This window comes from Paracoccus acridae (assembly GCF_014642735.1).
Classification (GTDB): domain Bacteria; phylum Pseudomonadota; class Alphaproteobacteria; order Rhodobacterales; family Rhodobacteraceae; genus Paracoccus; species Paracoccus acridae.
Map to the genome: position 1 here is coordinate 26,898 of NZ_BMIV01000017.1, position 17,063 is coordinate 43,960.

General features: G+C 61.6%; 18 protein-coding genes. 6 read left to right on the top strand and 12 right to left on the bottom strand.

The window, feature by feature from the left end; genetic code table 11:
* Positions 1-234 precede the first annotated feature (234 nt).
* From IEX25_RS16640 to IEX25_RS16655, 5 genes are all read right to left on the bottom strand, one after another.
* Positions 235-600 (bottom strand): response regulator, encoded by a 366-nt coding sequence (locus IEX25_RS16640; protein ID WP_188716528.1) that lies wholly within the window; start codon positions 598-600, stop codon positions 235-237.
* Positions 593-1,000 (bottom strand): sensor histidine kinase family protein, encoded by a 408-nt coding sequence (locus IEX25_RS16645; RefSeq protein WP_188716530.1) that lies wholly within the window; start codon positions 998-1,000, stop codon positions 593-595. The genes IEX25_RS16640 and IEX25_RS16645 overlap by 8 nt, the downstream gene beginning before the upstream one ends.
* 197 nt (positions 1,001-1,197) lie before the next feature.
* On the bottom strand, positions 1,198-1,668 hold the full coding sequence (locus IEX25_RS20165) for a response regulator (protein ID WP_229665355.1): 471 nt from the start codon (positions 1,666-1,668) through the stop codon (positions 1,198-1,200).
* The gene (locus IEX25_RS16650; RefSeq protein ID WP_229665357.1) at positions 1,583-4,597 is read right to left on the bottom strand and encodes a PAS domain-containing protein; all 3,015 of its coding nucleotides are present in this window, start codon (positions 4,595-4,597) and stop codon (positions 1,583-1,585) included. The genes IEX25_RS20165 and IEX25_RS16650 overlap by 86 nt, the downstream gene beginning before the upstream one ends.
* Positions 4,598-4,880: 283 nt before the next feature.
* Positions 4,881-5,297 carry an RrF2 family transcriptional regulator gene (locus IEX25_RS16655; RefSeq protein ID WP_188716532.1) on the bottom strand — a complete coding sequence of 139 codons (417 nt, stop codon included), beginning with the start codon at positions 5,295-5,297 and terminating at the stop codon, positions 4,881-4,883.
* Positions 5,298-5,375: 78 nt separating this feature from the next.
* On the opposite strand from IEX25_RS16655, the gene hmpA reads away from it, so the two are divergent.
* The 4 genes from hmpA (at position 5,376) to ccoS (ending at position 9,739) form a co-directional block, all read left to right on the top strand.
* Entirely contained in the window at positions 5,376-6,566 is a 1,191-nt protein-coding gene (hmpA, locus tag IEX25_RS16660; RefSeq protein ID WP_188716534.1) for an NO-inducible flavohemoprotein, read from the top strand.
* A 17-nt stretch (positions 6,567-6,583) separates the two neighbouring features.
* Complete coding sequence (locus IEX25_RS16665; RefSeq protein WP_188716535.1) at positions 6,584-6,889, top strand: DUF6522 family protein; 306 nt, start codon at positions 6,584-6,586, stop codon at positions 6,887-6,889.
* A 490-nt stretch (positions 6,890-7,379) separates the two neighbouring features.
* Positions 7,380-9,566 carry a heavy metal translocating P-type ATPase gene (locus tag IEX25_RS16670; protein WP_188716537.1) on the top strand — a complete coding sequence of 729 codons (2,187 nt, stop codon included), beginning with the start codon at positions 7,380-7,382 and terminating at the stop codon, positions 9,564-9,566.
* Positions 9,563-9,739 carry a cbb3-type cytochrome oxidase assembly protein CcoS gene (gene ccoS / locus IEX25_RS16675; RefSeq protein ID WP_188716539.1) on the top strand — a complete coding sequence of 59 codons (177 nt, stop codon included), beginning with the start codon at positions 9,563-9,565 and terminating at the stop codon, positions 9,737-9,739. The genes IEX25_RS16670 and ccoS overlap by 4 nt, the downstream gene beginning before the upstream one ends.
* Before the next feature lie 11 nt (positions 9,740-9,750).
* On the opposite strand, the gene IEX25_RS16680 is transcribed toward ccoS, so the two are convergent.
* Genes IEX25_RS16680 through ccoN form a run of 6 tightly spaced genes read right to left on the bottom strand, consistent with a single transcriptional unit; the run spans position 9,751 to position 14,252 of the window.
* Positions 9,751-10,578, bottom strand: coding sequence for a DUF2189 domain-containing protein (locus tag IEX25_RS16680; protein WP_188716541.1), 828 nt, complete (start codon positions 10,576-10,578; stop codon positions 9,751-9,753).
* Positions 10,579-10,589: 11 nt separating this feature from the next.
* Positions 10,590-10,781: a hypothetical protein gene (locus IEX25_RS16685; RefSeq protein WP_188716543.1), complete on the bottom strand. Its 192-nt coding sequence runs from the start codon at positions 10,779-10,781 to the stop codon at positions 10,590-10,592.
* A complete protein-coding gene (gene ccoP / locus IEX25_RS16690; RefSeq protein ID WP_188716545.1) occupies positions 10,778-11,650 on the bottom strand; it encodes a cytochrome-c oxidase, cbb3-type subunit III in 873 nt (290 codons plus the stop codon). The genes IEX25_RS16685 and ccoP overlap by 4 nt, the downstream gene beginning before the upstream one ends.
* A complete protein-coding gene (locus tag IEX25_RS16695; protein ID WP_188716547.1) occupies positions 11,641-11,811 on the bottom strand; it encodes a cbb3-type cytochrome oxidase subunit 3 in 171 nt (56 codons plus the stop codon). The genes ccoP and IEX25_RS16695 overlap by 10 nt, the downstream gene beginning before the upstream one ends.
* 4 nt (positions 11,812-11,815) lie before the next feature.
* Positions 11,816-12,592, bottom strand: a complete 777-nt coding sequence (gene ccoO / locus IEX25_RS16700; RefSeq protein WP_188716549.1) for a cytochrome-c oxidase, cbb3-type subunit II — start codon at positions 12,590-12,592, stop codon at positions 11,816-11,818.
* Between the two features lie 4 nt (positions 12,593-12,596).
* Positions 12,597-14,252 carry a cytochrome-c oxidase, cbb3-type subunit I gene (gene ccoN, locus IEX25_RS16705; protein ID WP_188716550.1) on the bottom strand — a complete coding sequence of 552 codons (1,656 nt, stop codon included), beginning with the start codon at positions 14,250-14,252 and terminating at the stop codon, positions 12,597-12,599.
* 196 nt (positions 14,253-14,448) lie between these two features.
* Here ccoN and IEX25_RS16710 point away from each other — a divergent pair, with 196 nt between their 5' ends.
* The gene (locus IEX25_RS16710) at positions 14,449-14,604 is read left to right on the top strand and encodes a hypothetical protein (protein ID WP_229665359.1); all 156 of its coding nucleotides are present in this window, start codon (positions 14,449-14,451) and stop codon (positions 14,602-14,604) included.
* A gap of 383 nt (positions 14,605-14,987) precedes the next feature.
* Here the strand turns inward: IEX25_RS16710 and IEX25_RS16715 are convergent, their stop codons facing one another.
* The gene (locus IEX25_RS16715) at positions 14,988-15,476 is read right to left on the bottom strand and encodes a DUF305 domain-containing protein (RefSeq protein WP_229665361.1); all 489 of its coding nucleotides are present in this window, start codon (positions 15,474-15,476) and stop codon (positions 14,988-14,990) included.
* Positions 15,477-16,055: 579 nt separating this feature from the next.
* Here IEX25_RS16715 and IEX25_RS16720 point away from each other — a divergent pair.
* Positions 16,056-16,991: a multicopper oxidase domain-containing protein gene (locus IEX25_RS16720; protein WP_229665362.1), complete on the top strand. Its 936-nt coding sequence runs from the start codon at positions 16,056-16,058 to the stop codon at positions 16,989-16,991.
* Positions 16,992-17,063: the final 72 nt, after the last annotated feature.

Below are 17,063 nucleotides of genomic sequence, written 5' to 3' on the forward strand. Positions count from 1 at the left end.
ACTCTTGGCCGCATGCGAAGCGGTGCCAAAAATGCTTGATGACGTTCATCGCGACGGCTTGCCTGCCCTAAGTGGCAGAACAATGTGCTCGTGAGCAGCCCTAGAAGATGGGTGGCTTTGCAATAGAAAGCCGTTGCGCTGAGCCATCGTCAAATCGACGCGAAGAGCAGAACACTGCCGGTCGGCACGCCGCCCACGACCAGTCCCGTGAAGGCACGAACACCGCAACGGTGCCTATGACACGCCAGCCAACGCCTGCACGATTGTGCTGATGTCGGCCGGCTTCTGCAACCGAGGGGCGTTTCCAAAGCGTTCGGGGATGATCAAGTCATCGTACCCTGTGGTGAACACAAAGGGGATGCCCCGCTCCGTCAGCAGATCGGCAGCAGGAAAAGCTTTCTTGCCGCCCAGGTTGATGTCCAGGACGGCGCCGTCGATCCACGCCTCCGATTGGATCAGCGCAAGCGCGTCGTCAAGGTTTCCGACAGGCCCAAGGACGACGGCACCCAAATCCTGAAGCTTGCCCTGGAGCGCCATGGCCAGCAGATACTCATCCTCGATGACCAGGATGCGATGATCCTGCAACGTATGCTCAGCCATGCTTCGTCTGCTCCCCTGTGCTGGCGGACACGGGCAGCGAGATCGTGCAATGCACCCCATTCGGCGTGAACGCGTAGGTCGTCTTTGCCTTGAGCTGGTAGGGCAAGGCCCGCTCGATCAGTTCGCGCCCCTGGCCAGTTCCACGGGAAGACGCCTCGGCTAGTTGCATTTCAACGCCGCTTTCGCGCCAGTCGATATGCAGCCACGGCGCGCCCTCCAGGCCATCGGGGTCGAGTGACCAGGTGATCGCCAGCCGCCCGGCCGCCTGCCCGAGCGCGCCGTACTTCACGGCATTGGTTGCCAGTTCGTGGAGCGCCATGGCAAGCGTCTGAACTGTCGAGGACCGCAGCCGGATACCGGCCGGACCGTTGAGCGATATGCGTTCCGGGTCGCCGCCCATGGCCGCGAGTTCGGTCCTGATCAGCTCGTCAAAGGTAACGCGGTCGAGATCGCGCAGCCGCGACAGCGAGGCTCACCGCTTCGAGTCCTTTCCCGATAGCGTCCGAAAGGGATGGTCAAACGGACACTCCACTTGAGGGGAGGCGGCACTGCCACGACCTGCGGCAGACTTCGACAAAGAAGCTTGCGACCGTCTTGCTATTGTTTGGTACCGGACAGGGCAGTCAATGCCCGCTCCAGATCGGCTTCCGCATAGGGCTTGATCACCGCAATGGCATTCTCGACTTCGCCTGCCGCTCCTGGATCGCCCGTGACTAGGACCACGCGCAAGTCCGGCCTTTGGTGGCGGCAAGCCGCCACGAGATCCCTGCCGTTCATGTCCGGCAGGCCCAGGTCGGTCATCAGGACGTCCAGATCGGGTGACAAGGCGGCCAAGGCTTGCGCCGCTGTCCCCACGGCAGTGACTGAATGGCCCAGCGATTCCAGCATATCAGCCGTGCCAACCCGGATCAAGGGGTCGTCCTCGACCAGGAGGATGCGAAGTGCGTCTGCGGAGGAGGGAGCACGCGAGCCGTCGCGGTTCTCATTGCCAGAGGATGCCTTCCGGGCGGCGACGGCATTGGCCTGCTGCTGATTGGCCAGCACATGCCGGATCTTGCGGGCCAGCATCTCGCGGGAATAAGGCTTGGGCAGCAGTTCGACCCCAGGATCCAGGCGTCCGGCATGGACAATGGAGTTTTCTGTATATCCCGAGGTAAACAGCACTGCGACGCCGGGTAGTCGTTCCTTGGCCTTTCGCGCCAGTTCCGTGCTGCGCAGGGGACCGGGCATCACCACGTCGGTGAACACCAGGTCGATGGGCGCGCCACTTTCCACCACTGTCAACGCGCTTGCCGCGTCGCGCGCGCAAGGTCCGATAGCCGAGGTCTGTCAGGAGCGCCACGGTCGTGTCGCGCACCTCATCGTCGTCCTCGACCACCAGAATGGTCTCCGTCCCACCCTGCACGGGCAGGCTCCGCAGGTCGGTCAAGACGTCCTCGGAGGCCGTGTTCCGCGGCAGATAGATCTTGACCGTCGTTCCGTGCCCGACCTCGCTGTAGATCTTGATATGGCCGTTCGACTGCTTGACCAGGCCGTAGACCATGGACAGGCCCAGACCTGTCCCCTTGCTCTCGGGCTTTGTGGAAAAGAAGGGTTCAAACACCTTGTCCAGGATTTCAGGTGTCATTCCTGTGCCTGTATCCGTCACGGCAATCAGCACGTATTGGCCAGCCTCGGCGTCATTGGTGCTCGCGTAGGTATCGTCCAGAGAGGCATTGCTCGCCTCGATTGTCAGGCGGCCACGCCCACCCATGGCGTCACGCGCATTGATGGCAAGGTTCAGCACCGCATTCTCGGCCTGGTTCGGGTCGATCAGGGTGTTCCACAAACCGCCTGCGACAACGGTTTCCAACTCGATCTCTTCGCCCAAGGTGCGGCGCAGCATATCGTCCATGCCTTGCAAGAAGCGCCCGACATTGACCACTTTGGGCTCCAGTGGTTGCCGTCGGCCGAAGGACAGCAGCTGCGAAGCGAGCTTTGATCCCCGCGCCACCCCCGCGAGGGCATTCTGAACCCGTGTTTCCGCCCGTTCGTTGCCGGCGATATCCTTGGTCAGCAGATGCAGGTTGCCGCTGATCACCTGCAACAGGTTGTTAAAGTCATGTGCCACGCCACCGGTGAGTTGCCCCAGTGCTTCCATCTTCTGGGACCGGCGCAGCTGTTCCTCCAGGGACTTTCGGGTCGTGACATCACGCCCGGCCCCATAGATCCGACCGCCCTCGGGGACGCATGTCCACGAATACCACCGATATTCCCCCTCCCTGGAGCGCAGCCGCAGGTCAAAGTCACGCAGCGCCTCCCCGCCGGCCAGGGCCCGGCCGCGTTCAATCGTGGGGATCAGGTCATCGGGATGGATCAGCGCGTCCAGCCTGGTACCCACCAGATCCTGCGGGGCATGGCCTAGTGCTGTCTCCCAAGCCGGGTTCACGCTTTGGAAGACGCCGTCAGGGCCGCAGATCAGAAACAGATCTTCGCTGATCCGCCATGTCATGTCGCGCTCATGGGTGCGCGCTTCAACCTGCGCGGCCAAGGTCTCGTTCAGCGAGCGCAACGCCTCCTCGGCCCGCTTTTGGTGGGTGACGTCGTGACCCTCGGCGAAGATCCCCCTGACCTGACCCCCATCGTCCAGGATCGGCTGATAGACCAGATTAACAAAGCGCTGCTCGCCCGGCGCACCTGGGCCACGCTGGACCGTGACGGCCAAATCCCGGCCGATGAAGGGTTCACCTGTGCGATAAACGGTGTCCAGCAGCTCGAAATAGCCTTGACCCTCGACATCGGGCAGGGCGGCGCGAATGGACTTGCCGACCAGGTCGCGATGTCCGACCAGGTCCAGATAGGCCTCGTTTGTAAACTCGAACACATGATCGGGGCCTCCTAGCACACACATGAAGCTGGGCGCATGCTGGAACAAGGCACGCAAGCGGTCGCGTTCCGCGGTGCGCTTGTCGATCTCGGAGCTGAGGGTGGCGTTCGCCTGCTTGAGCGCGTCCGCCGCCGCCTGGCGCATGCGCAATGCATCGGCAAGCGCTTCGGCTCGGCGCCGCTCGGACTCGTGAGCTGCCGCGCCGGACAGTCCCGCCGCGATCTGGCCAGCCACCAGTTTCAGGAAATCGCCATAATCCTTATCAAAGGGCCGCAGCGGGTTCAGCCCGACCAGCATGGCGCCGAAACTGGCGCCGGTTCCCTGCTCGGTCAAAGGAACAACAACGGACTGAGTGGGCGGGCGGTCCCAAGCGTCCTGAGGCAATGGCGTGAGCAAGGCCTGCGGGGCCTCGCTGTCCAGGTCCAGCACTTGGCGTATGACCTGTGGATCGAAGCCTTCGGGCAGGCCAGTGGAAAAAGCCGGGCCGCGCGTAGGATCATCTGCCAGATAGGTCAGTGTGAAGGGGAGGTCGTGGGGGTTCTCGCTCAGGGCCAGGCGAGCCGCGGCTAGAACCGAAGCCCGATCCGTCGTCCCCGCGAGACAGGCCGACAGCACCCGAAGAGTTTCCATGCGCCGTTCTGTGATGACCCGCACGGTTTCCTCGGATACTGCACACAGCAGGCCGGTAGTTTTTCCATCCTCGTCCAGGATCGGGCTGTAGGAAAAAGTATGATAAGTTTCTTCAGGGTAGCCGTTCCGCTCGAGGATCAGGCACAGAGCGCGATCCCAGGTTGCCTCACTGCGGTCATAGACACTTCGGACCCGGGGTTCGACATCGTCCCAGATTTCGGCCCAGAGTTCGCGCGTCGGCATGCCAAGGGAATTTGGATGCTTGAGGCCCAGCGTCGGGCGATAAGCGTCGTTATACAAGAAATTGACATCGGGACCCCAGCCCAGCCACATCTCGAAGCGCGAGGTCAGCAGGATGCCGACCGCGACCTTCAGCGGTTGCGGCCATTGCTCGGGATCGCCAAGGCCGGTCTTGCTCCAGTCCTTGGCGCGCATGAGCGCGGCCATCTCGCCGTCGCCGGGAAAGATGCGGCTGCGGTTCGATATGGTCAGCTCATCCACGCTTTAGTCCTCCACGTGCCGTTGTGGCGCCGATTGCCTCTAGCGCAGGAGTCTCACAAACCGCCATTACCTGCCTTTGATCAAACAACATACTGTTCCAGCATGGCCTACAGTCGAGAGAAGTAAAGAAAGCGGAGGTTCCAGAAGGCGTCTGCAAGGGGATCGTTCATCGGACAAAGCGGAGCGAGAAGGCTAACAGCGAGACCTGCCGACTTCAGCCGGACGAGCGCCGACCAGGCAGACGAAAGCCCGTCCCGTCACCACGTTCGCCGAGGTTGCTTTCTCAGGCGACGAACAGATGCCGAAAGGCATCCGGTGTGCGTGCGGCATCCGACAGGCGACGCTTGTCCAACACGGTCATGAAGGCTTCCCTGGCTTCGGAAAAGACATCCGGCAGGCTGCATCCTTCGGCGATCCGACAGGTGCTGCAATCGACGAGCCCCCCGTCGCGTTCAGTGTGCCGCACAACCTGACCAATGGTGATGTCCGCAGCCGGCCGCGCCAGTGCCAGTCCACCGTGACGTCCCCTGGTGGTCTTGACGAAGCCCGCAGTCCCCAGGTCCTGGATGATCTTCATCAAGTGGTTCTGCGAAATGCCATGGGTTTCGGCGATCTGCCGGATCGACACCAGCCCGCCATCATGGTTGGCGAGGTAGATCAGCGCACGAAGCGCATAGTCGGTGTAGCGGGTCAACTTCATCTTTTTACATTAGATGCATTCCATTTGCATATATAGGGATCTATAGATGCATCTATAATGCATGTTTAGGAGAGACTCATGCCGCGCCCCCTATCGCAACAGACCATTGCCGTCGTGAAGGCGACGGTGCCCGCGCTGGAACAGCATGGTCCCCTGATTACTGAGACAATGTACCGCCGCCTGTTCCGCAACGCAGACATCGCTGCGCTGTTCAACCAGGCCAATCAGAAGAAGGGCACACAGCGCCTTGCCCTGGCGCAGGCCGTACTGGCCTATGCCCAGAACATCGAAAACCTGTCGGTTCTGGGCGCGGCGGTGGAACGGATTGCCCAGAAGCACATCGGCTATGCGATCCTGCCGGAGCATTATCCCTTTGTGGCCGAAGCTCTTGTTGGCGCCATGGAAGAGGTCCTGGGTGATGCGGCGACACCGGACATTCTGCAGGCTTGGGGCGAAGCCTATTGGTTCCTGGCTGACTTTCTGATCGAACGCGAAGCCGCCATCCGCACGGAGATTGAAGCAAAGCCCGGAGGCTGGACCGACTGGCGCCGCTTCGTGGTGGCGGAGCGACAGGTCGAGGCAGAGGGGATCGTCTCATTCATCTTGCGGCCCGAGGATGGCGGCCTTGTTGTTCCGCACCGGCCGGGGCAGTATCTGACCCTGCGCTTTGACGAGGCGGGCCTCCCGGGCGTGAAGCGGAACTACTCCATCTCCAGCATTCCAGGCGACGAGGGCTACCGGATCACCGTGAAGCGAGAGCCGAATGGAGAAGCATCCTGTTTTCTGCATGATCACGCGCCCGTCGGTACCATTCTTGAGGCCACGCCACCCGCTGGGGACTTCCATCTTGCCAAGGACCCGCAGCGTCCCCTGATCCTGCTGTCGGGCGGCGTCGGCCTGACGCCCGTCGTCAGCATGCTGGAGGTGCTGGCAGAACAGCATCGCGATGTGCCTGTCTTTTATGTCCACGGCACCAGCAGCCCGGCGCATCATGCCCTTGACGCGCAGGTACGGCTTGCTGCCTCCCGGCACGGCAATGTTCTTGTCGAGACTTTCTACGAGACTGGCGCTGACGACAAAGCCAATCCGGGCCGGATCACCATCAACTGGCTCCGGGCCAACACGCCCCTGGACGAAGCGGAGGTCTATCTTTGCGGCCCCCGTCCTTTCCTGCGACACTTCGTTGGCGGTCTGAAGGATGTGGGCATCCCTGCCGACCGCATCCACTACGAGTTCTTCGGCCCGGCCGACGAAGAACTAGCGACCTAGAGGAAAGGAGCCGTGTCATGAGTCTCGAGTTTGCCACAAAGATCGCGTTCGACCAGGATCGTCCGGTCGTGGAGGCGGTCGAGATCGCACCGCTGCTGGAACTCGATGTATCTGGCTTTCAGGATCTCATGCGATCCGGGAAGATCAGGAGCATCGTGGAACGCGGCGAAGGAGAGGACGGTGGAAAGTTCCGCCTGACGTTCCAATCGCCTCGCTGGCGGGTTCGCCTGACCTGCGGGCGGGACGGTGAGGTCCTGAGCATGACGCGCGTGCGGTTGGATGTGCCTCTGCCGGAAGGGCGGTCAGTCAGCACAGGGTCATGACCTCTCGGTCGCGATATCTCAGGAGCGTTGGAGCCTGTGTTGCCACAACTTGGCACGAGGCAGCAGGCCAAGCCGGTCAGGAAAGAAAAACGCAAGCGCATGGTTCGCCAACAACGCGTGGATGACAAAGGGCAGCCTCATGTGAGGACCTACGATATTTGCGTTCAATCGGTGCTGCGACGGAGGCCTGGGCGCAGACAGAGGAGCTTCAGCACCTGGCTCGAGAACTCATCGAGCCGCTCCCGTCCAGGATCCCGACTGCGAAGAGGCTTTCTGTGATTAAGTCGACTTTCATAACCTCAGATCTTGCTAGGGCGCGTTGCGTGCGCCAAGGGCAAAAGCCTTCAAAGTCCTGCCACTCTGATGTACAGCAAGGAAGGTATGCTAGGTTCAGTCAGGAGCTGACGTGAGTTGTTCCGACGTCTCACCTGAGGGTACTTTACCTTCCACAGTTGCCGCGCGCTTTCGGCGCGCTGAACGCATAGAACGGGTGCAGGGCGGCACCGACGGGCGGGGCCATTGCCGCCTGTCCGTGCCAAGCATCAGCTGCGGGAAATGCATCGGCGCGGTCGAACGGGCGCTTGCCGACTGCGAGGGCGTTGTTGCCGCGCGTGCGAACCTGACGCTGCGACAGGTTGCGATCACGCTGCGCGATCCGGAGACCGATCCTCTGCCAGCGTTGGAAAAGCTCCAGGCGCGGGGTTATCCTGCTACGCTACTCGATCCTGCCGCCCCCGCCGACGCGACCGACAGCGGCGTCGCCTCAAGCCTGCTTCGAAGCGTCGCCGTGGCCGGGTTCGGCGCGGCCAACATCATGCTCCTGTCGGTCTCGGTTTGGGCCGGTGCCGAGGGTTCTGCGCGTCAGGTGTTCCACATTGTATCCGCCCTGATTGCGCTTCCGGTCGTCGCCTACTCTGGCCGGCCGTTCTTTGGCTCGGCGCTGCGTGCATTGAAGGCGGGGCGCCTCAACATGGACGTGCCGATCTCGCTTGGCGTGCTCCTCGCCACAGGGCTGAGTGTCTTTGAGACTGCCATGAACGGTCGGCACGTCTTCTTCGATGCCGCCGTCGTGCTGCTCTTTTTCCTTCTCGTCGGACGATACCTCGACCAGCTCATGCGGGCCAAGGCGCGCAGCGCCGTCACAAGCCTTTCTCGCCTCGCGGCCCGCGGTGCCATGCGCGAACTGCCGGACGGGACGACGACCTATCTCACTTTGGATCAGCTTCAGCCCGACATGGTGCTGCGCATCGCCCCGGGAGAACGGATCCCAGTGGATGGCTGCATTCTTGACGGCACCACCGATCTCGACCGCTCGCTGGTCACAGGCGAACATGCCCCCGTGCCGGCCGGCCCCAACGCTCCGGTTGAAGCCGGTATCCTCAACCTGACGGGCGCGATCAGGATGCGCGTTATCCGTCCAGCAGAAAGCTCGTTTCTCGCCGAGGTCTCGCGCATGCTCGCCGCAGCCGAACAGGGGCGCGGCGTTTATGTACGGATTGCGGACAGGGCAGCGCGCCTTTACGCGCCCGTGGTCCACCTGCTGGCGGCACTGACATTGGTGGGCTGGGTGCTCGCCACCGGCCGCTGGTATGAATCAATCTTCATTGCCATCTCGGTTCTCATCATCACTTGCCCATGCGCGCTTGGGCTTGCAGTTCCCGTGGTGCATGTCGCCGCCGCAGGGCGCCTGTTCCGCGAAGGCATCATGATGAAGGACGGCTCTGCGCTGGAGCGGTTGGCGACTATCGACACCGCTGTTTTTGACAAGACCGGCACCATCACCACCGGAACGCCAGTTCTGACCGGCGGCGGCCCGGTGTCGCCCGAAGAACGGGCCATCGCATCCGCGCTTGCCTCTCGCTCGCTTCATCCGGCATCCAGGGCGGTCGCGCTCGGCATACCAGCCTCGCCTGTAGCGATCGAGCAACTCCGCGAGACGCCCGGATGCGGCGTTGAAGCGGTGGTTGGCGGCCGCCGCGCCCGTCTGGGCCGGCCCGACTGGGTTGCCGAGATCGTGACCGGCCACAGGACAGCCGACAGCACAGCCGGCAGCGGCCCCGCCTTTGCGCTTGAGAGCGGGCCACTTTCCACCTTCACCATTGCCGAGACGCTGCGGGACGGCACGGTAGAGGCCGTCGCGGCGTTCCGCGCAGCCGGGATGCGCGTCGAACTCTTGTCTGGCGATGGGAAAGAGGCGGCGCAAACCATCGCCCGCGACATCCCCTTCGATAGAGTTGCCTGGGGCGCAACACCGGCGCAGAAGATCGCCCGGCTGGAAGAACTCCGTGCCGAAGGCAGGCATGTCCTGATGGTCGGCGACGGATTGAACGATACCGCCGCACTTGCGGCGGCCCATGTCTCCATGGCGCCAGGCTCGGCATCGGATGCCGGGCGGCTCGCGGCAGATTTCGTCTTCACGCGCGACAGTTTGGATGCGGTGACGGGCGCCTACCGGATTGCGCGACGAGCGGAGACGCTGGTCCGGCAGAACTTTGGCCTTGCGATCCTTTACAACTGCATCGCGATCCCTCTGGCGGTGGCAGGGTACGTAACACCGCTGCTGGCGGCGATCGCGATGTCGACCTCCTCCATCGTTGTGGTTGCAAACTCAATTCGCCCAGAACGCCAGCCTACTTTCCGTTTCGCCAACCACCCCGCGCAGGAGACCGCCGGATGAGCGTCTTGGCCCTCCTGATCCCCACCAGCATCGGGCTTGGCTTGCTCGGCCTTGCCGCCTTCCTGTGGAGCATGCGCAGCGGTCAGTATGATGATCTGAGAGGCTCGGCTGAACGTGTATTGGATAGCGACGACGAGCCTCTTCCGGCCCGCGCCGAGGAAAAGGGCGAATAAAGGCCTGCCCGCTATTCCGGCCGGAAGAAGACGCTTTCGCCGCGGCTCACCCGGATGGCGCGATAGCTATGCCAGGTCGCGTGCCCCAGCACTGGAAAGATCACGATGAGCCCAAGAAGACCTGTCAAGAGAGCAACGGCAAACAGCGCGACGACGATCGCTCCCCAGTACAGCATGACGCTCAGGTTGTTCCAGACAAGCGTCATGCTGATGCCCATCGCGGTCAGCGCATCGGTCCGTTCCTCCAGCATCATCGGCATGGCAAAGACTCCCACGGCGAAGGCGAATGCCGCGAAAAGTCCGCCAATGATGCTTCCGGTGATCAACAGCGACCAGCCGATCCAGGTCGTGAAGATCATCTGCAAAGCCTCGTCGAAGCCCGGAAACGGCCGCACGCCCATGTGCAGCGCGTAAAGCAGGAACGCAGCCCGCTGCCACAGCATGAACAGCAGGAGAAGCAGCAAGCCCAGGAACACCGCCTGGTAGCGCGACGCGGGCCGTACGAAGATCATGCCTGCAAGGCTGGTGCGCTTGCCTTCTTCCAGTCGGCGGCTCTTTTCATAAAGACCGGTCGCGATCAGCGGACCAAGGACCAGGAACCCACTCAGCGCCGGCAGGAAGAAGTAATCCACCTCAAACCGGAACATCCCCCAGAGGACAAAAGCTGAAAGCGCAAAGATCGCAAACCCGTAGCACAGGCTCGGAAGGGGGTTTGTCCAAAAATCGCGCCAGCCCGCCTTCAGCCATTCAAACGCCGTGCTCTTCGGTAGGTCGCGGGCCTTGGGATTGGGGCGCGGCAAGGGCGGTACCACTTTCGGAAGGACGGAGTGGGTATCCATGGACATCTCCCTCAACAGGACGACTTCGCGGCGCGGTAGGTCGTGCCGCTGCCGTCGGGCGCTTTCAGGTGCGGAACACAATCGGGCTGCGAGGCGATCGAAACATGCACCAGGTGGATGTTCGCCGCCGCCACCACTGCGGTGATCGCAATGGCCAAGGCAATCCAGAGCCGGCGCGATCCGCGTTTAGGAGTTCCGCTCATTGTGCGTCTGGCAGGATGTCGAGCAGATAGAGCGCGAGAATCTTGTTCTGCGCCTCGCTCAGCCGCCCCTCCCACGCCGGCATCCAACCGCGCCGCCCGTCGTGGATCGATGTGAATATCGCCTCGTCGCTACCGCCATAGATCCAGAATTCATCCGTCAGGTTCGGCGCCCCAACCTCGTTCATTCCGGTCGCGTCCTCGCCATGACAACTCGTGCAGTTCACCTCGAAGATCGTCTGCCCCTCTGCGCGCACCTCCGGGTTTGGGTTGGCCAGCCCAGACAGGGACTGTACATAGGCGGCCACCGCCCGGATCTGGTCCCGCGTAAGAACATCAAGCTGGCCGAAGGCCAGCATCTCCGAAACCCGCGTGTCAGGATGCGTTGCGTTGATCCCCACGCGGATGGATTCAAGCACCGCCTCGTCGCTGCCGCCCCAAAGCCAGGCATCGTCCGTCAGGTTGGGAAAGCCGGGTCCGCCGACACCAAGCATCCCATGACAAGCGGCGCAATTATCGCCCCAAAGCGTCGGCGCACTTGCCACAACGACATCCATCAGCGCCTGTTCACCCCGGATCTCGTCAAGCGAGGCAGCCGCCAGGTTCGCTTCCCAGTAGGCGCGGTATCTCTGCCCCGCCTGGATTTCCCCTTGGACAAGCTCCCTCTGGTCGACGCCCAAGAGGCCCTTCGTATAGGTCGTGATCAGCGGCCAGCTTGGAAGCAGGATCCAGATGATCAGCGCCCAGACGTGGGTGATGCCGATGGCCCACCAAACCGCCCGCGGCACACGGGTGTTTAGCTCGGTGATCCCGTTCCATTCGTGGCCGGTCGTCTTATGGCCGGTCAGCGGGTCGCGTTCCTCTACCGACATGGGCCCTCCTCATCGTCAAGAACGCTTTTCGCAGCCCGGTCGAACCGCTTCCCGTTCGAGGGCCAGAGTGCGTAAAGCGTGGCCAGCCCGGCCATCACCATCAGGTAAAACAGACCGAACGTCTTGGCAAAGGCGACGAGCGTATAGTGGTCGATCTCCATGGCCCTACTCCTCCGCAAGGGTCGGGGCGGTAGCGTTGATGTCGACCAGCCGTCCGAGCACCTGCATGTAAGCGATGATCGCGTCCATCTCGGTGAGAACACCCGGCTGGCCATCAAAGTTGCGGATCGTCGTCGCTTCGCCGTAACGCTCTATCAGGCCCTCGGCCAATGCGCTGTCCGGCGCCACCTGGCCGCGTGCGTCGGCAACAGCATTGGCGATCATCTCGTCGGTATAGGGAACGCCAACGCGCCGAAGCGTCTCAAGCCGCTGCGGCAGGTCGTCGAGGTCGACGTTCCGCCGCGCCAGCCAGCGATAGGCGGGCATGACCGAATCCGGAACCACATCGCGCGGATAGTAAAGATGCGCGAAATGCCAAGCGTCCGAATACTTGCCCCCCACCCGCGCGAGATCCGGGCCCGTCCTCTTGGAGCCCCAGAGATGCGGATGGTCGTATTTGGATTCCACGGCAAGTGAATAGGGGCCATAGCGGTCCACCTCGTCGCGAAGCGTGCGGATCATCTGGCTGTGGCAGGTATAGCAGCCCTCGCGGATGTAAATGTCACGTCCGGCTTGCTCCAGGGGGGTGTAGACGCGCATGTCGGGCACGTCCTCCACCGTCTCGTCGATGGTGAACAGTGGCGCGATCTCCACCGCGCCGCCTATGCTGCCCGCGATGATGATGGCGACCGCCAAACCAAGTGAATAGCGCTCCAGCTTGTATTGCAGACCGAAGACGCCGTGGAAGAACTTGCGGAATGGCGTGAGAAGTTTCTTCAGCATGATCTTACTCCGCCGGAACGCCGCGTTCACCCGCCTCGTCGCGCACGGACACTGGATGATCAGCCACCATATCCGCTGCCGGCGCCTGCCGGATCGTCATCCACAGGTTATAGATGCCGATCAGGGTGCCCACAAAGAACATCGTCCCGCCCACGGCCCGTGCAACGTAATAGGGGTTCATCGCCAGAACGGACGCGATGAACGGATACTGCAGCGTTCCGGCATCCGTATAGGTCCGCCACATCAGGCCTTGCAGGATCCCGGAGTTCCACATCGCAAGCACGTAGACGACGGTCCCCAGCACAGCGAGCCAGAAGTGCCATTCGATCAGCCGGTTCGACCACATCCGTTCGCGCCGCCAGATCACCGGGACGGCCGCGTAGACCACCCCGAAGATCAGGAGCGCGTTCCAGCCAAGCGCACCGGCATGGACATGCGCCACCGTCCAGTCGGTGTAATGCGAAAGCGCATTGACCCCGCGGATAGCCAGGAACGACCCCTCGAAGGTAGTGAGGCCGTAGAAGATCGCCGCCACCATCATGAACCGCAGCGTCGCGTCGTCGCGCACCTTGTGCCAAGCGCCGTTCAGCGTCATGAGCGCGTTCGCCGCCGTGGCCCAGGATGGAACCAGCAGCATCACCGAAAAGGTCATGCCCAGCGTCTGCACCCAGTGCGGCAGCGCGGTATAGTGCAGGTGGTGCGACCCCGCCCAGACATAGAAGAACACGATCCCCCAGAACGACAGGATCGACAGGCGATAGGAATAGATCGGCCGCTCCGCCCGTTTCGGCAGGTAATAGTAGAGCATGCCGAGGAAGCCTGCGGTCAGGAAGAACGCCACGGCGTTGTGGCCGTACCACCACTGCATCATCGCATCCTGCACGCCGGACCACACGATATAGCTGCGCGATCCCGCCCAGGAGACGGGTAGCGCAAGGTTGTTGAAGATGTGCAGGATGGCCACGATCAGGATAAAGGCCATGTAGTACCAGTTGGCCACGTAGATATGCGGCTCATTCCGACGCGCGAGCGTGCGGAGGTAAAGGACGAAATAGGTGATCCAGACCACGACCAGCCAGAGATCCGCATACCACTCTGCCTCCGCGTACTCCTTGGACTGGGTGACGCCCATCAGGTAGCCGCTGACTGCGATCAGGACAAAAAGCTGATAGCCGAGGAGCACAAACCAAGGGCTGAACTGTCCGGCAAGCCGGGCACGGCTGGTGCGCTGCATGACATGGAAAGACGTAGCGATAAGGGCCGTGCCGCCGAAGCCAAAGATCACGCCCGTCGTATGTGCGGGGCGCAGGCGGCCAAAACTTGCCCAAGGGGCGTCAATGGTCAGGTCAGGCCAAGCCAGCAGATAGGCGACCCAAAGACCGAAGAACATTCCGATCACGGCCCAGACCATTGCCAGGATGATACCGACCTTGATCGGATCGTCGTAATAGCTCCGCCCAGCATGGGGTGAGGGCTCCGGCTCGTCCAGACGCGACAGCACCGGAAAGAACAGGGCCGCGCAGAAGAACAGAACAAGGAACCCGTGCGCCCCGAATGGTTCTCCTGCGCCCACCGCCGCCATCGTCAGACCGATGAGTCCTCCGACGAGCAAAACAACGAGAGCCCACTGGCGCTCTGCCACAGTCAGGTTGTTAATCATGCTTTCTCCCTGCGCCTGGCTTCCTTGCCAGCATGGCAGATCATCGCGAAGCTGTGAACCAGGTGGTTCGACAAACCTGCAGTGAAGCTGAACCGCCGTGGTGCGACATGTGGAGAAGGTGTGCGGCATCAGAGACAGCCGGGTCGTAAAAATAGGACGCCCGTCAGCCTGCTGTTCGCGTCCAACATTCAGTGGCGTGTCAGTCGTCGAAGATGTGACAGACGCTGAAGCCGAGCAGATCGTGGCTTTCCTCGAAAGCCTGACCGGTGAGGGGCCCGAGATTACCCTGCCCAGCTTGCCGGTGGAAACCAATGCCACGCCACGGCCATCCAGCGAGATTGTCGTGCAGTAAACGTGCCGCTCACGGCTTCAAGCAGTGGGTAGCCGAGGCAGGTTCAACGCGTGGCGCCTTGTCTCGGCTTTTCGGCACCAAGGCCTCGTCGCTGAAGGAGCGGTTTAATGCTGTATTCATCCCCTAAAACGAAAGGTCTCACATGCTTGTCGGCGTCCTTGCAAGGAGCCTGCCGGGCATAGTCTACGCCTACGTGAAGTGGTTTGCCTCCTATATCGTCAATGCGGCGCCGAGCCCGATTTTCCTTTGGTAATTATCCTGTGGTCGCCCCTTTGCCCCTCTGAGTACAGCACTGTCGAAAGGCCGTGATGACCTCATTCGGGTGCTGCGGCTTACTACAGGAGACGGCACCGCCGGAGCCTCAGGCTCCGGCGGCCAATCTCTTACTGTTGGCCCGTATGTTCCTCGACCCAGGCCGTCATCTCGTCGATTTCCCGCCCCTGAGTGTCAATGATCTTCTGAGCCATCTCTTTTGACGTCTCGTCGTCGCCATACTTCAGCTCGACTTCCGCCATGGCAATGGCACCTGCATGATGGGCGATCATCCCGCAATGGAAGGCGAGGTCGGGATCCTTGATGGTGTGAGTGGCCATCATGGGAGCGTTCATTTCCATCATGGCTTCCATGGAAGCCCTCTGTGCCTCGTCCATGCCTTCCATGCCGCTCATCATGCCGGACATGTCATTTCCATGCATCATTCCGGAATGCTGGATTGCATCCTGGCAGCCTTGGGGCAAGATCGACAGATCAGCCATCTGCTCAGGCTGCCCCGCTGCTGTTCCCCCTTGATGAGCATGATGGGCGTTCTGAGCAAGACCAGGAGTGGCGGCAAGAAGTACAGCGACAGCTGCAGTGAGATGAAGTTTACCCATGGTTATTCTCCTGAGGGCTGATGACATTTTTCAACGGTTCAAGCCGCCATCTTTCGGCAACTTTCAGTACAACGCTGGCAAGCGTCGACGCAGTTCAGATTTCCACAGCTTTGGGAGCACTCTCGCAGCCATCGGCGCACGCCGCGGATACGTGTTAGGAGACTGGTGCCGATCAGCATGACGTTCGCTGCAATCTGTCGGGTTTTCGGCACAGGCGATCATAAGCCGATGGTGGACCGGCTCGTCGGCTGCCTGCCTCAAGGTAATGGTTCATCGCCATGCCCAGGCAGCCGGTATTACACCGTGCGACAAGCAGAGATGCAGTGCTGCATCTCAAAGGGCATCTGGTGCAATTGGTTCCCAAGTTCCGAAACTACCGGATCGGGGAGCGCAGGCCTGGGTACAGTCCAAGTTGTTGCGCGGCGGCTATCCGCCTGCCAGGATCAGCGGGTCTTCCGAGGTGGCGCATATTGACCAGCGGCGTTGACAGGAACCTGCATGGATGGCGATCGTTGCGTCCTTGGCCCGCTGCCATGCCTCACAATCATGGCGGAACCTGTTGTAACTCAAGGAAACGACATGACTGAACGGGAAAAAACTTCCAAAGAGCCCACGGAAGAAGAAATCTGCCTATCCCGCCGCCACCTTCTTGCCGGCACCGCAGGACTGACTTTGGCCGGGACGTTTTCCTCTTCTGCCGCAGTGGCGCAGGAAAGCCACAACGTACATTCGGGGCATGTATCGGCTGCTGGCGGCAATAGTCTGAGCGGTCGTCTGTACCAGACAAATCCTGACATGCCCGAGCATGCGGATATCGCGCACGATCCCACCGATATTCCCGGTCCGATTGGCCAGCGTGAACCGCAAACCGTGCGTGTCGATCTCGAGACCATTGAGTTGGAAGCTCACCTCGACAGCAATGCCACCTTCCGCTTCTGGACTTTCAACGGGCGTGTCCCCGGTCCCTTCGTTCGGGTTCGTGTCGGCGATACCGTGGAGTGCTATTTCAAGAACCATGAAGAGAGCTGGATGGCGCACAATGTCGACTTCCATGCTGTTACAGGTCCCGGTGGCGGGGCAGTTTTGACAACCGCATCGCCAGGCGAGGAGTATGCATTTCGGTTCAAGGCCCTGAACCCCGGGCTCTACGTCTACCACTGCGCTGTGGCCCCTGTGGCCCTTCATATCGCCAACGGCATGTACGGCCTGATCCTGGTGGAGCCGGAAGACGGCCTGCCACCGGTAGATCGTGAATTTTACGTTATGCAGGGCGAGATCTACACCGAGGAGACGTTCGGAAGCCGCGGCCTCCTGACCGAAAGCTTTGACAAGCTTCTCAATGAGCGGCCGGAATACTTCGTGTTCAACGGCCATGTCGGTGCACTGACGGAACACTTCCCCCTGCGCGCCAAAGTCGGAGAGACCGTGCGCATCTTTTTCGGTGTAGGCGGCCCGAACTACACGTCTTCGTTCCACGTCATCGGTGTGAACCGCCCCTGGTTTACCGGAGAGTAAAACACTCAAAGGATGAGCCCTATGTCAAAGCCGAGATTCACCCCCGCCTATCCGGCCGAGCTTCGCGAACGC

Excerpts from the sequence above, each read along its gene's own strand:
- hmpA (WP_188716534.1), top strand. The coding sequence starts at position 5,376 with ATGCCGCGCCCCCTATCGCAACAGACCATTGCCGTCGTGAAGGCGACG.
- ccoP (WP_188716545.1), bottom strand. The coding sequence starts at position 11,650 with ATGTCGGTAGAGGAACGCGACCCGCTGACCGGCCATAAGACGACCGGC.
- IEX25_RS16720 (WP_229665362.1), top strand. The coding sequence starts at position 16,056 with ATGACTGAACGGGAAAAAACTTCCAAAGAGCCCACGGAAGAAGAAATC.
- IEX25_RS16655 (WP_188716532.1), bottom strand. The coding sequence starts at position 5,297 with ATGAAGTTGACCCGCTACACCGACTATGCGCTTCGTGCGCTGATCTAC.
- IEX25_RS16665 (WP_188716535.1), top strand. The coding sequence starts at position 6,584 with ATGAGTCTCGAGTTTGCCACAAAGATCGCGTTCGACCAGGATCGTCCG.
- IEX25_RS16695 (WP_188716547.1), bottom strand. The coding sequence starts at position 11,811 with ATGGAGATCGACCACTATACGCTCGTCGCCTTTGCCAAGACGTTCGGT.
- ccoO (WP_188716549.1), bottom strand. The coding sequence starts at position 12,592 with ATGCTGAAGAAACTTCTCACGCCATTCCGCAAGTTCTTCCACGGCGTC.
- IEX25_RS16685 (WP_188716543.1), bottom strand. The coding sequence starts at position 10,781 with ATGAGCGGAACTCCTAAACGCGGATCGCGCCGGCTCTGGATTGCCTTG.
- IEX25_RS20165 (WP_229665355.1), bottom strand. The coding sequence starts at position 1,668 with ATGCTGGCCCGCAAGATCCGGCATGTGCTGGCCAATCAGCAGCAGGCC.
- IEX25_RS16640 (WP_188716528.1), bottom strand. The coding sequence starts at position 600 with ATGGCTGAGCATACGTTGCAGGATCATCGCATCCTGGTCATCGAGGAT.
- IEX25_RS16680 (WP_188716541.1), bottom strand. The coding sequence starts at position 10,578 with ATGGATACCCACTCCGTCCTTCCGAAAGTGGTACCGCCCTTGCCGCGC.
- IEX25_RS16715 (WP_229665361.1), bottom strand. The coding sequence starts at position 15,476 with ATGGGTAAACTTCATCTCACTGCAGCTGTCGCTGTACTTCTTGCCGCC.
- ccoS (WP_188716539.1), top strand. The coding sequence starts at position 9,563 with ATGAGCGTCTTGGCCCTCCTGATCCCCACCAGCATCGGGCTTGGCTTG.
- IEX25_RS16645 (WP_188716530.1), bottom strand. The coding sequence starts at position 1,000 with ATGGGCGGCGACCCGGAACGCATATCGCTCAACGGTCCGGCCGGTATC.
- ccoN (WP_188716550.1), bottom strand. The coding sequence starts at position 14,252 with ATGATTAACAACCTGACTGTGGCAGAGCGCCAGTGGGCTCTCGTTGTT.